This is a genomic window from Salinicoccus sp. ID82-1 (assembly GCF_021991715.1).
Classification (GTDB): Bacteria; Bacillota; Bacilli; order Staphylococcales; family Salinicoccaceae; genus Salinicoccus; species Salinicoccus cyprini.
The window spans coordinates 501,558-513,985 of sequence record NZ_JAGFLY010000001.1 but is presented as its reverse complement, the minus strand read 5'-3'; the positions used below and the strand labels follow the sequence as shown (position 1 = coordinate 513,985).

12 protein-coding genes, 1 pseudogene and 1 riboswitch are annotated in these 12,428 nt (G+C 45.1%); of the genes and pseudogenes, 3 read left to right on the top strand and 10 right to left on the bottom strand.

Annotation, left to right across the window (positions count from 1 at the left end):
• Positions 1–58: 58 nt before the first annotated feature.
• From J4760_RS02560 to J4760_RS13340, 6 genes and pseudogenes are all read right to left on the bottom strand, one after another.
• The gene (locus J4760_RS02560; RefSeq protein ID WP_237604679.1) at positions 59–1,000 is read right to left on the bottom strand and encodes a magnesium transporter CorA family protein; all 942 of its coding nucleotides are present in this window, start codon (positions 998–1,000) and stop codon (positions 59–61) included.
• Between the two features lie 339 nt (positions 1,001–1,339).
• Positions 1,340–3,847, bottom strand: coding sequence for a heavy metal translocating P-type ATPase (locus tag J4760_RS02555; protein WP_237604678.1), 2,508 nt, complete (start codon positions 3,845–3,847; stop codon positions 1,340–1,342).
• Positions 3,847–4,179: an ArsR/SmtB family transcription factor gene (locus tag J4760_RS02550; RefSeq protein ID WP_145285923.1), complete on the bottom strand. Its 333-nt coding sequence runs from the start codon at positions 4,177–4,179 to the stop codon at positions 3,847–3,849. Before J4760_RS02550 ends, J4760_RS02555 begins: the two co-directional genes overlap by 1 nt.
• A 100-nt stretch (positions 4,180–4,279) precedes the next feature.
• Positions 4,280–5,500: an MFS transporter gene (locus J4760_RS02545; RefSeq protein WP_237604677.1), complete on the bottom strand. Its 1,221-nt coding sequence runs from the start codon at positions 5,498–5,500 to the stop codon at positions 4,280–4,282.
• A 417-nt stretch (positions 5,501–5,917) separates the two neighbouring features.
• A pseudogene (locus J4760_RS02540) lies at positions 5,918–6,676 on the bottom strand (AAA family ATPase).
• A gap of 94 nt (positions 6,677–6,770) precedes the next feature.
• Positions 6,771–7,244, bottom strand: coding sequence for a tubby C-terminal domain-like protein (locus J4760_RS13340; RefSeq protein ID WP_483314035.1), 474 nt, complete (start codon positions 7,242–7,244; stop codon positions 6,771–6,773).
• A gap of 389 nt (positions 7,245–7,633) precedes the next feature.
• Here J4760_RS13340 and J4760_RS02535 point away from each other — a divergent pair, with 389 nt between their 5' ends.
• Together J4760_RS02535 and J4760_RS02530 are read left to right on the top strand one after the other, a co-directional pair.
• Entirely contained in the window at positions 7,634–8,020 is a 387-nt protein-coding gene (locus tag J4760_RS02535) for a DUF3021 family protein (protein WP_255695230.1), read from the top strand.
• Between the two features lie 134 nt (positions 8,021–8,154).
• The gene (locus tag J4760_RS02530; protein ID WP_237604675.1) at positions 8,155–8,883 is read left to right on the top strand and encodes a metallophosphoesterase family protein; all 729 of its coding nucleotides are present in this window, start codon (positions 8,155–8,157) and stop codon (positions 8,881–8,883) included.
• Positions 8,884–8,983: 100 nt separating this feature from the next.
• On the opposite strand, the gene thiE is transcribed toward J4760_RS02530, so the two are convergent.
• From thiE to tenA, 4 genes are read right to left on the bottom strand one after another with little or no spacing between them, the layout of a single operon-like run.
• Positions 8,984–9,613 (bottom strand): thiamine phosphate synthase, encoded by a 630-nt coding sequence (gene thiE, locus J4760_RS02525; protein WP_237604674.1) that lies wholly within the window; start codon positions 9,611–9,613, stop codon positions 8,984–8,986.
• Positions 9,610–10,395, bottom strand: coding sequence for a hydroxyethylthiazole kinase (thiM, locus tag J4760_RS02520; RefSeq protein WP_237604673.1), 786 nt, complete (start codon positions 10,393–10,395; stop codon positions 9,610–9,612). The genes thiE and thiM overlap by 4 nt, the downstream gene beginning before the upstream one ends.
• Positions 10,396–10,398: 3 nt before the next feature.
• On the bottom strand, positions 10,399–11,193 hold the full coding sequence (gene thiD, locus J4760_RS02515; RefSeq protein ID WP_237604672.1) for a bifunctional hydroxymethylpyrimidine kinase/phosphomethylpyrimidine kinase: 795 nt from the start codon (positions 11,191–11,193) through the stop codon (positions 10,399–10,401).
• Complete coding sequence (tenA, locus tag J4760_RS02510; protein WP_237604671.1) at positions 11,186–11,869, bottom strand: thiaminase II; 684 nt, start codon at positions 11,867–11,869, stop codon at positions 11,186–11,188. The genes thiD and tenA overlap by 8 nt, the downstream gene beginning before the upstream one ends.
• 72 nt (positions 11,870–11,941) lie before the next feature.
• Positions 11,942–12,041: riboswitch (TPP riboswitch) on the bottom strand.
• Between the two features lie 167 nt (positions 12,042–12,208).
• Between tenA and J4760_RS02505 the strand changes: the two genes are divergently transcribed.
• A complete protein-coding gene (locus tag J4760_RS02505; protein ID WP_145285899.1) occupies positions 12,209–12,400 on the top strand; it encodes a hypothetical protein in 192 nt (63 codons plus the stop codon).
• The last annotated feature ends 28 nt before the right edge of the window (positions 12,401–12,428 follow it).

Below are 12,428 nucleotides of genomic sequence, written 5' to 3'. Positions count from 1 at the left end.
AGACCCCGGGCCTCTTATTATTAAAGAAGGCACCGGGGTCTTCATTATGACAAATGTTTTACTTCTTCTTTGCCTCTTTCCTATTATTCAGCACATCACCCATCCAGCCCTTATTGCGGAGAAACTGATAGATTGCACCGGTGTTAACAATAATGAGCAGCCAGGCAAACAAGTAGCCATACTTGTAATCCAGTTCCGGCATATGAATAAAGTTCATCCCCCAGAGCGCGCCCCAGGCCATGATCGGCGTGAACAGGACTGTGACTATGGTCAATGTCTTCATGATTTCGTTGCCCCGCACATCAGCCTTGACGCTCTCGAGCTCTGCCATGCTGCCGATTTCTTTGCCATATTCAGTCACCAGAGTGAATGCACGACGGATCCGGTGCCGCATCTTATTATATATCGGCCCCTCTTTAATTGATTCACCAAACGCTTCCGGTACCCCAATCTCTATTTCTTTAAGAGGAAGGATCAGGCTTTTCAATATAAGGAGCTGATGCCGGCATTTCATGATCTGAGAAAGCACCTTTTCATTATTCTTCCGTTCCAGCTGCCATAGCAGATCATTAATCCTGCCTTCAAACAAGTCAATCTTCTTCAGATAGCTGTTGAGAATGATATTGATGAACACCATGAACCCCTCGATCGGCGTGTGGGTAAGATCCAGTTTTGTCATGATATTACTTGTGTCGATCTTTTCAAACACATCGAAATCCAAATGATCGGTCAGAAGAAACTCCCGGGTCAGACAGAAATGGAAAACACGTTCCGACTCTGGATCTTCAAGGTCGTGGTTATATACAAGAGACCCCCATACAACCTCTTTCCCCTCATAGGTCGTATCCATCTGAAGGTTGTTCGTCTCACCTTCACTCGCCTGATCCAGCCACCTATCGTCCACATGATAGCCCGAAATCTGCTTCTCGAGGGCCGCCTTATCGCTGAAATCCATCTCAATCCATTGCCACTTTCCATCATTGAAAGCATGCCCGTTCATATTATAACCCCCAGCTCGGTAGAATCATGATGATATTTTGTTGTTGCTATGTATAGTACTATCCTATCTACCCGCTTCCATTTTCTGATAAACTTTGAGGGTTTTCAGAGCATTTCCAAACTTAACATAAATTAAAAAGAGTAAGGCTGGGACATAAATATCTTTATCACAAATAATCCGTACGCTAGCTTTCCTGGGGCATCGCGTAAGCCTGTAGTCTTACGCTGATGCTATTCCCCAAGGAGTCAAACGTACGGATTATATTTATATTTCATGACATGCATCATCTGTTCGAAACTTTTGTCCCAGCCCCACTCTGATTCGATAAAACAAAATGCCCTACTCTTTCACGTTCAGCAGACGCAGTGCATTCAGAATGACGATGATTGCAGCGCCTGTGTCACTTAGTACCGCCATCCAGAGTGTCAGCCACCCTGGGAATATGAAGACGAGCGCAATGGCTTTGACGATCAGTGAGAACCATATGTTCTGCTTGATGATTGACAGTGCCTTCCTGCTCAGCTTCATTGTATGTGGCAGTTTTTCGAGATTATCCGCCATCAGGACGATGTCTGCTGTCTCCATGGCAGTATCCGTTCCTGCACCGCCCATGGCGATGCCGATATCGGATAGCGCCAGCGCAGGGGCATCATTGATGCCATCCCCTACCATAGCAACTTTATGGCCTTCTGCCTGCAACTGCCTGATTGCATTCACTTTATCTTCAGGCATGAGCTCCGCAAAATATCGATTCACATTCGCTTCAGCTGCAATCCGCTTCGCCGTGCCTCTGTTATCACCAGTCAGCATGACCACCTGATCAACACCTGCGTGCCTCAGATCCTTCAAAGCCTGTGATGTTGTCTTGCGTATGGTATCGGAGACGGCAATAATGCCGATCACTCCTTCTTGTGTACCGACGATGACAACTGTCTTGCCTTGAGACTGGATGTCTCCAAGCGCTTCTTCATGACCACTCAGTGAAATACCCGCTTCAGCGAACAATTTTTGATTGCCGGCATAGTAGATCTGACCTGCGATTGTCGCCTGAACACCTTTGCCGACAATATTACTGAAACGTTCGCCTGTCTTCACCTGGATATTCTGTTCTTTGGCGTAGTCGACAATGGTTCTGCCGATTGGATGGGTGGAATAGTCTTCGAGCGTATAGGCAATGGAAAGCAGTTCTTCCTCAGTATTCTTATAAGCCTGCACTTCTGTGACCTGCGGTCTGCCTTCTGTCAGTGTGCCTGTCTTATCAAAGGCAATGACTTTGATCTGTGCGGCCTTCTCAAGAAATGTGCCGCCTTTGATCAGTACGCCGTTCTTCGCCGCATTGCCGATGGCCGATACAATGGCGACCGGTGTTGATATGACAAGTGCACAAGGACAGGCAACAACGAGCAGTGCCAATCCTTTATAGACCCACTCTCCCCAGCTGCCTGCACCAAATAGTGGCGGCAGGACAATCACCGCAAGTGCAGCTGCAAATACAATCGGAGTGTAGATGCTTGCAAACTTGTCAATGAAAGCCTGTGTCGGTGCCCGCTGCTCCTGGGCTTCCTCAACCATATGGATGATCTTCGAGATGGTCGTATCCTGAACCAGCTTCGTCACTCTGACTTCGATGGATCCATGTTCATTGATCGTACCGGCGTAGACAGTATCACCTTCAACCTTGTCGACCGGCATGGATTCCCCTGTGATCGGTGCCTGGTTGATGCTTGTCTCACCTTTCACGACTTCACCATCAAGTGGCACTCTGTCCCCTGGTTTGATGATCGTAATCTCACCGACAGTGATGTCACTGACCGGTTTCTGCACCAGTTCAGACCCGGCTTTTACCCATGCTTCGGAAGGTGTAAGATCCATAAGGTTTCGGATCGACTTTCTTGTCCGTTCGATCGACTGGTTCTGCAGAGCGATGCCAAGGGCAAACAGCCATACGACAGTAGCACCCTCGAACCATTCACCAATCAGAGCTGCACCAATCACCGCAGCCGACATGAGCACGTTCATATCCAGCGAGCCGCTTCGTATGGCATAATAGGCACTTTTGACCGGCTTGTATCCGCTGATGACAATCGCAATAGCATAGAGTATCGTACTCATCATCTGCGGCAATCCTGCATAGGAGCCGATAAAACCGACCGCAATCAGTGCACCTGTAATGATGATGTTCTGATATTCACTTTTCGGCTTTTTGCCAGTATTGGTTCCAACTCCGTCAGCAACAGAGGCATGATAGCCGATTTTGGATACTTCCGAAATGATGTCCTCCACACTGTTGTCATGCTCGACTTTCATCTTTCCTGTAGAGAAACTGACATCCGCATGCTTGACCTGGGGCAGTTTATTGAGGTGATTTTCAACACTCTGCGCACAGCTGCCGCAATCCATGCCTTCCACAATATAGGTTCTCATATTGCGATTTTGTTCCGACATCTCAATCTCAAAACCAAGCTTCCTGACAGTCTGCTCTGCACCGTCAAACGCACTCTGATCCATTCCGACCACCTGCAGCTTGGCTGTACCGTAGCTGACCTTCGCTTCGATGATACTGCCTAGAGCATTTACACCTTTCTCAATGGTCATTGCACAGGATGGACAGTCCATGCCCTGGATGCGGTATACTTTCTTTTCACCCTGAGCCGCTGTCACTACATTGGCAGAACTGCTGCTGCAACAGCCTTCAGGCTCGTCTTCCGGATCACCGGGACCATCATCACCACAACATGTATTTGTTTCGCTCGTCTGGCTTGCCATCTCACGAACTTCGGTAGTGCAGCAGGTGCTGCTGTGGCTCGCTACTTTTTCCTTTGATTGACTGCAGCATGTTTGGGACATTATACATCACAACCTTCTATATGATTTTCACAGGACGCTACATTCTCTCCGACATCTTCAAGCACTGTATCGAACATGGAAAGCAGATCACGCATGTTCTGATTGCGCAGTGCGTAATATATGTACTTTCCCTGTTGTCTCCCGATGATGATGCCACAATCCTTCAGGCATGCAAGGTGCTGGGAGATGCTCGACTGGCTCGCGCCGATATCAGTTACAATCTGAGACACTGTCTTCTCATCCTCCTTGATGGACTCGAGTATCTGAAGACGCGTCTTATTCGAAAACCCATGAATCAGCTTCACTTTTGTATCCAGATCTGCCGTCAGCATATGACACACTCCTTATATTAGGAAATTTTAATATGTTATATACATATTAGCAAAACCTAATGTGAGTGTCAAAACAATTTCAAGCAATCAAACTTGGCCTTCAGCTGTTCTCCTGCCGGTAGGCATCCTGTCTTTGGCCTCCCATTATAAAGATGTTGATAGCGAGACCCAGAATCAGGAACAGGAACGAGCCGATGATGTAGACAATTCTGATATCGTACACTTCAGACAGTACCCCTGTAGCAGCAGTGAATAGAATGATCATCATTGCTTCCAGAATACCGAAGACACTTGAGAATCTGCCCATGATTCCAGTCGGTACACTGTTTTGGTAGAAAGTGTAGAACCCTGTATTTGCAAATGATAATGCAAATGTCAGTGTGAAAAAGCCGATGGACGCCCACATGAAGTTTCCTGAGTAGCCGAAGATCAGATACCCCACTGGTGTGAAAAAAGCGCCCGTGCTCATCATCAGGCTGATTTTCAGACGATCGGCAAACAGAGTATTTATCAAGGAGCCAACGATGATGCCGAGTCCTGCGATACTGACGAGAAAACCATACCCACTTTCAGACAATAGAAGTACACCGGTTGCAAACGCAGCTTCCAAAGAATCGAGTGCAGTCATGAATACGATGATGCCACTGAAAAGGCAGTATATCCATGCTATATGGAGGTTTGATCTGCTGAAACTGAGAACAGTTTTCCAGTCTGCGAATAACACTTTAAAGGTCACTTTTTCAACATCACCTGCTTGCTGGACCTTTATACTCGGAAGCATCACGATAACAAACGCTGATATCAATAAGGCCAGTCCATTCGCAAGGATGGCCATGGCCGGAGATCCGATAAATAGCAGGATACCTGCAATCGAAGGTACTAGTATGAAACCGCTCGAGTTGATAAAGTTCCTCATTGCATTGAACCTCTGCCTGTCCTCCTTCGGTATCAATTCAGTCATGTATACCATGGCAGCCGGTTCAAATATGGCACTTCCTATATTGATGATGAAAACCAGCATATAGATTATAATGATTGAATCCGTGAAAGGAAGCATGAATATGATTACAGCTCTGAGCAGATCGAGGTAGATCATCAAGTTTCTTCTATTTAACCTGTCTATAAAACTACCCGACCTGAAATTTGTAAATACTGTGGCAATAGGTATCATGATGTAGAGCAATGATACTGCAAGTACTGATCCTGTCATATCGAGGACAATCAGATTCAGTGCAATCAGATAGATCCAGGCGCCAAGATTGGATACACCGATTCCAATAAGCAGCAATAGCGGATATCTCCACTTGATACTTTCCGACATTCAACACCCTCCTGAATTCAATTTGGAAACAAAAAAGCCCACCCTCAAGCATTAAAGCTTGAGGACGGGACTTCCAGAATTCAGAAGGACGCGGTGCCACCTCATTTTGTCCATATGTCACCATATGAACCTCTCAAGTACGTCTGAAGAACCAGATTATACTCCATCTCTATATCGGGAGAACCCGGTACACCATCAGTCATTCAAACAACATCCGGTATACAGCTCCAGGACTTGTTTCCAAATACCTCTGCATCCTCCCTCTCAGCTCACGGAGTTTTCTGTTATGCATCAGCACATGTACTTTTCCATTCGTCACTTTCAGTATTAGAATCATATTACTATAGTTCGACAAGATGGGAAAGACTAATATCTTCTGTCTGTAGATCAAGCTGCCTTAGTCAGTCACTGACACTTCTATTGTAATAGATGACTTAATAACTGATCTTTGTCATCAAAGAAATGCTTCATGATGGAATAGTGGCCTGTTTCTTCCAGACTTACCTCACTCATGCCTTCTTCAGACAGTTGTATGATCTTGGCATCGGGATAGGCCATTATGATGGGTGAGTGAGTGGAGATTATGAATTGTGATCCTTTATTCGCAAGTTCATTTATCCTTGCAAGCATTGACATCTGCCTTAATGGCGATAAAGCTGCTTCCGGCTCATCCAGAATGTATAGTCCATTCCCTTGGAATCTCTCCATAAACACCGAAAAGAAAGATTCACCGTGAGACTGTTCATGTAATGATTTTCCACCATAGGAATCGATGATTCTTCTCCCGGATGCCGGCTCGCTATCAAGAGCCTCTATATTAGTAGCCAGATTATAAAATGTTTCTGCCCGGAAGAAAAAAGAATCCTTGGGTCTGTATGCCCCTTTTATAATGCGGAGAAATTTGTCCAAATTCGAATGGGAATCGTGACTGGAGAAGTTGAAGTTCAATGTCCCCCCTTACGGATTAAATCCCAGAGCAATTGCAATACCCTCGAGCAATGTCGATTTACCCATCCCGTTTTCACCGATGATGTAAGTGACATTCGGATGTAGTATCAATTCCTGCAAACCTTCGATGGCTGGAAGGTTTAGTGGAAAATTATCATAGGAAACCCCAATTTCCTCCTTCAATTTCACAGACCGGATATACTGGGATCTCTGTTCCAGCTTAGCCATATATTCCTCGCCTCGTCTTAAATATTTATACTATCTATTTCATGCTTTCTGACTGGTCATTTCTCATCAATGAGCAAGAAAGTGTTTCCCAGCCCTATTCTCCGTAAAGATATGTATGAAACGCACCCAGAAAAAGCAGCTCATGTCTACGGCAGCTTTCGTCCAGAATTTCGAAGCTGGCGTCTATTGGAGGTATAAATGATATACGCCATCTTGCTATTTGTTTTCTGGACTTTTCTTCAGTGATCACTGCCCACCTTCCAAACTCTGCTTTCAAATCGAAATAAGTACCGTCGAATAGGAAACGAGTCTGATCGGGAACTTTGAACAAGTCTTTCTGTTTCATCTCAAACCGAAAAGAGTCACTTTCGTGGTAATATTCAGCATGGTACGTTCTCCACTTGAAAGGACTGCCTCTTTTAGACTGAAATATTATTTTTTCATCAGAATCCAATACTTCATACCTATTGATAAAGTTGACACTTCCAATAAAATCAAAAATTCTTTTCAGAAAATTATTGTACGTTTTTCTGATATAGCCTTTAGACTCGCCGTCTTCATCTGTAATCTCTGATCATTCTGTTGAAAACTTGTTATAGACTCTGTATGTATACATTGATGACACCTCTGCCGACATTCTACTATCTCGCTCTGAATTACGCTAAAGTCTACTGGATTGATATTACTACTTTTATCATAATGAATATATTACAACCGTCTAATTAATTTTGAAAATTATTACTTATTAGACTATAATATACATATGCATTGTATCAGGATATTTACTTTAAATCATCAAAACATGGCTAAGGGACTGATTAATTTCATCACAAAATAGCACTGTAACCACTCTTCTCGTCAGCAAATCGAAATAAGTAACCTGTTCATAAGAAAAGCAACATAAAATGATTGTCACGACAATCAGCAAATAATTACATAAGAAAGAAAGTGATCTACATGCATCTTGTCAAAAAAGGGTTAACAAGGGGCACAATGCTCCTGCTGTTTATGATGGTACTTTCATTGTTGAGCTATACTAACGGTGCTTCTGATGAAGCAATCGCCTATGTATTCTATGGCATCATCGCCTTCTTCCTTGGAGTTACCAGTGTCATCTATCTGGTCGGGGAATGGAGCTTCGGCAAACAGATCATCGTCCATTACATATCCATGCTGCTCACCGTCTTTCCGACGCTTCTGTTGAGCGGCTTCTACCCTACCGAATCATTCTCAGATATTCTGCAAGTGTTCATACTTTTTAATAAAACCGGCATTATTCTTTTCTTCGTGACATTTTTTGCATCAAAACTGATCAGAACTGACAGAACAAAGAGAGAAGTATAGAGACAGGACACTTGAGTGATTATATTTATTAAAACCTCTAATTAATCTGCCGTCTTTTCCCTATGCCTTGATATACCTTTCCGTGAAAGTATATGATTTAAGGGAGCAATTACTATTAAAGGCGGTGTTTCTAAATGAAGATAGCATTTATTTCCGATATTCATGGAAATGCGACGGCACTGGAGGCTGTGCTTGCGGATATTGAGAAGAAGCAGGCGGACAGGATTGTTGTTCTGGGTGATATTGCCTACCGGGGGCCTGAACCGAAAAGATCAATTGATCTGGTAAGGGGTCTGAATACGGATGTCATCAAGGGAAATGCGGATGAATGGATTCATCGAGGTATAGAGGCAGGCGAAGTACCGGATCAGGTGCTCGATACTATGAGAGAGGAGCGGGAATGGTCTGTTGATCAGTTGTCGGATGAGGATCTGGACTATCTAAAAGGCCTGCCGTCGGAAGTGACTGTTGAACTGACGGATGAAATCAATGTCCATTGCTTCCATGCCACTCCTGAAAGTCTATTTGAAGTTGTCAAACCGGCAGAGTCGGATGAAGCTTTGGAAGAGAAGCTGATGATTAATAAGGAAGCGGACATATTTCTGTATGGCCATATCCACCTGCCCTATGTGCGTCATATCAATGGAAAATGTGTGGCAAACCTGGGCAGTGTCGGATTGCCATTTGATGGCTTGAATCAAGCCTCCTATCTGATTGCAGAAGGATATGGCAATCAATTTAATGTAGGCATCCAGCGTGTCAGATATGATGTCGAAAAAGTAAAGAAGCAGCTGGCAGAAAAAAATTATCCCAACCTGGAATTTATGACGGGTGTCATTGAACGGGGGTCACTGCCGCAATAGCAATGGGATGGATAAATTGACTTAAAAGAAAGATCTCCATGCATGGGCGTATTACTTTCCATGCATGGAGATCTTTTATTTGAGCCAGATACTATCTGATTCACTTCAGAAACCCTCTGACTGCCTGGCCCACGTCCTCTGCTTCTGCAATAGCGGATATGAATGAGACGCCATCTGCACCATTTCGGAGACATGATCTGAAGTTTTCAGTGTTGATACCGCCGATAGCGACCATGGGCAGTTCTTTAATCCGGCTTCTCATTTCTGCGAGTCCTTCGACACCGATGGTGCTGCCTGCGTCATCTTTGGAGTGTGTCGGGAATACCGGGCCTGTGCCAATGTAGTCGACTGCCGACAGCTCACTCCGGTCAAGCTCATAACGGTCTCTGACAGATAGTCCGATAATCTTGTCATCAAAATAGGGAGACAACGAAGTGACTGTCTGGTCGTCCTTACCAAGGTGGATGCCGTCTGCTCCCACTCTTTCTGCAAGTCGTGCATCATCGTTCACTATAAAAGGCACATTGTATTTTCGACAGAGAGATCTGATGGTTTCTGCAAAATTGACCAGTGCTTTTCCTTCCAGCGCATCCTGCCCCTTTTCTCTCAACTGGAACATGGTCACGCCACTCTCCAGGGCTTCCTCGATTACTTTCAGGGTGTCTCCCTCTACATTACTGCTGCCACAGATGAAATATAATCTTAAATCTTCACGCTTCAGCTTCATCATAAACCTTTGACGGTCCTGTCCTGGAGCAGTCTATCCTCGCTCAGATAGAGTTCATCGATCAGATGACTGATGAAAGTACCAGGTGCCGGACGGCTCATCTGTGCAGCAGCACATTCGGCACATAAGTTATAGTAGCTGACTGCATCCACAACAGCTTCTGCGGTAAATTCTTTTTCGAGTCCAATGAAACCTGCTGTCAATGCGCCAAGCAGACACCCTGATCCTGTAATCTTCCCTTGCAGACTGTGCCCATTGAACATTGTAACGATGCCATTCTCTGTAGCAAGTGCATCCACTTTGCCGGTAACCAGAGCGGGAACTCTAAACCTGCTGTATACGGCATCGGCAATTTCTGCTGTGTCCGTCTGTTCCGTCGAATCGACACCTTTGAGGCTGCTTTCTGCGCCGGACAATGCAAGCATTTCTCCACCGTTGCCCTTGATCAGTGATACTTGATGACGGCTGAGCAGGTCTTCTGTGATATCGATACGGAAATCGGAAGCGCCATATCCTACCGGATCAAACACAATCGGTTTGCCTTTTTCATTGGCGGCTTCCATCATTCTATCCATCAGCTCCACCTTGGCACGGTCTGCAGTACCGATGTTGATCAATAGCGCAGAGGCAGCATGCATCAGATCGTGTGCTTCCGCCTTTTCTCCGCTCATGATCGGGGATGCACCGGCAGCGAGCATGCCGTTGGCAGTAAAGTTTTTGACGACGTCATTCGTTATGCAGACAACCAGTGGACTTTGTATTTTCAGTTTCTCTATACGTTTCATATTCTAGTCTCCTCTATAGCTGAAATGGTTCACCGGGCCGTTGCCCTTTCCAATTCCAGGATTATTTCTGATTGCTGAACTGATATACTTCTTCGCCAGCCTGAAACTTTCTTCAAGTGTTTTGCCCTTTGCAAGTTCTGCAGTGATGGCTGCTGAGAAAGTGCAGCCTGTTCCGTGTGTATTCGACGTTTCAATACGTGGTTCGGAAAGTTCGATGGTGGTGTCTCTTGTGAACATATAGTCCACGGCATCTCCTTCAAGATGCCCCCCCTTTATGATGACACTCTGAACACCGATTTCCTTCACAAAAATATCCGCAGCTTTTCTGATATCCGTGGCATTTTCAATTTTGATGCCTGCTATCTTTTCCGCTTCGTGGATGTTCGGTGTCACACTGGTGGCAGCGGGCAGCAGGGTCTCTCTTAGAAAATCGATTGATGCCTCCTCTATCAGTGCATCTCCGCTCGTGGCAATCATGACTGGATCGATGATGTACGGTATATCATACTGGTCTGCTGTTCGAGCAATAATTTCCATCATATCGACTGTTGCGATCATACCGCTTTTCATTGCGTGAGGCATTTCATCACTGAAGACGCTGTACAGCTGTTTTTCCAGAAAATCGACTGACACATTGAAAACATCCTGGACACCCATAGTGTTCTGGGCAGTCAGCGATGTTACAGCAGCCATCCCATATACACCACGTGAATGAAATGTCTTGCTGTCGGCCAGTATCCCTGCACCGCCTGTCGGATCATTACCGGCAACCGTCAGAGCAATTGGAAATCTAGACATTGATACCCACTCCATCCCATCGTTCTTTGGTGGCAGCCATATTGAAGAAACGTCTTTCATGCTCTGTGCTTTCGACATAGTTTTTCTTGAGCACGTCCACTTCTTTTTCAGCCATATGCATTGCGGCATCATCGATGATGCTGAACATGACATCTACCGTATCGTTCATATCATTCGCATAAAACTCGAACCACTTCCTATATGGATGGTCCGCTGCAAAAGTATTCTGTTCCATTGCCATCTGTCCGAGTCTGCGGTAGACATAGGGGCATGGTGCCATTGCACTGATTGCATACGCAATGTCCTCTCTTGTGCAGGCGTTGAAGTACATATGCTTGATATAGTGGTCTGCTGATGGATACCATTCTCCATTTTCTATGATATCTTCATACGGTCTGTTCACTGCACGTGCCAGAACAGCGTGCGCCTCGCTTTCTCCATCCAGCAGGAAAGTCATCTGGCCCATCATGAACCTGACCGTCTCCTTTGAATCCGTCTTCGACATCAGCATTGCGTAGAGCTTCGCAAATTCTTCCAGATACAACGCATCTGCACGCAAGTAGTGCATGACGGCATTATCATCAATATCTCCATGGACCAGCCCCTGTATGAATGCATCCGTATAGATGGCTTCGATCATTGGTTCGGTTTCTTTCTTCAATATCTCGCTCAGCATAGCATTTCTCCTTTTTACATAGTAAAAACCCATTTCCAGCATAGGAAATGGGTTCAGTAAGAAGACAAGGAATATCCGACCAAACCACTTCTCTACGCTGGCATTATCCAGATCAGATCAAAGGGATCAGCCACATGGCTGTCTCAGCAGAATTGCACCCCTAGTGGTACTGCTATTCAATTATCTTGAATGTTAATGGAGACGAATGGAAAAGTCAACTGTTAACCACGCGAATATATGCATATTGACTGTACATTTTGAACGTATATACCTGATATGTTACAGTGGGAGTGTAGGCGTCTTTAAACAGCCATGTAAAAAATCTATAAGGAGGATATTATGTCTGCCAATAAGAGTGTCATGTACATTCTCATCGGCATCGCTGTAATTGCAGCAATTACAGGCGGAATCAGCCTGATGAATGACAGTACCCCAAGCACTGGGCAAATTCTAGCACTGGTAGGTTTTGGTGCGATACTTGTTGTTGCTGCACTTGGATTCATCGTCAGACTCTTTACTAGAGGAAAATAGTTTGATGCCAGCAACCATTAGTAATCCC

Bases quoted from the DNA above. Each gene is read 5' to 3' on its own strand.
- thiE (WP_237604674.1), bottom strand. From the start codon at position 9,613: ATGATGAAGCTGAAGCGTGAAGATTTAAGATTATATTTCATCTGTGGC.
- J4760_RS02550 (WP_145285923.1), bottom strand. From the start codon at position 4,179: ATGCTGACGGCAGATCTGGATACAAAAGTGAAGCTGATTCATGGGTTT.
- tenA (WP_237604671.1), bottom strand. From the start codon at position 11,869: ATGCTGAGCGAGATATTGAAGAAAGAAACCGAACCAATGATCGAAGCC.
- J4760_RS02555 (WP_237604678.1), bottom strand. From the start codon at position 3,847: ATGTCCCAAACATGCTGCAGTCAATCAAAGGAAAAAGTAGCGAGCCAC.
- J4760_RS02545 (WP_237604677.1), bottom strand. From the start codon at position 5,500: ATGTCGGAAAGTATCAAGTGGAGATATCCGCTATTGCTGCTTATTGGA.
- J4760_RS02535 (WP_255695230.1), top strand. From the start codon at position 7,634: ATGCATCTTGTCAAAAAAGGGTTAACAAGGGGCACAATGCTCCTGCTG.
- J4760_RS02505 (WP_145285899.1), top strand. From the start codon at position 12,209: ATGTCTGCCAATAAGAGTGTCATGTACATTCTCATCGGCATCGCTGTA.
- thiM (WP_237604673.1), bottom strand. From the start codon at position 10,395: ATGAAACGTATAGAGAAACTGAAAATACAAAGTCCACTGGTTGTCTGC.
- J4760_RS02560 (WP_237604679.1), bottom strand. From the start codon at position 1,000: ATGAACGGGCATGCTTTCAATGATGGAAAGTGGCAATGGATTGAGATG.
- thiD (WP_237604672.1), bottom strand. From the start codon at position 11,193: ATGTCTAGATTTCCAATTGCTCTGACGGTTGCCGGTAATGATCCGACA.
- J4760_RS02530 (WP_237604675.1), top strand. From the start codon at position 8,155: ATGAAGATAGCATTTATTTCCGATATTCATGGAAATGCGACGGCACTG.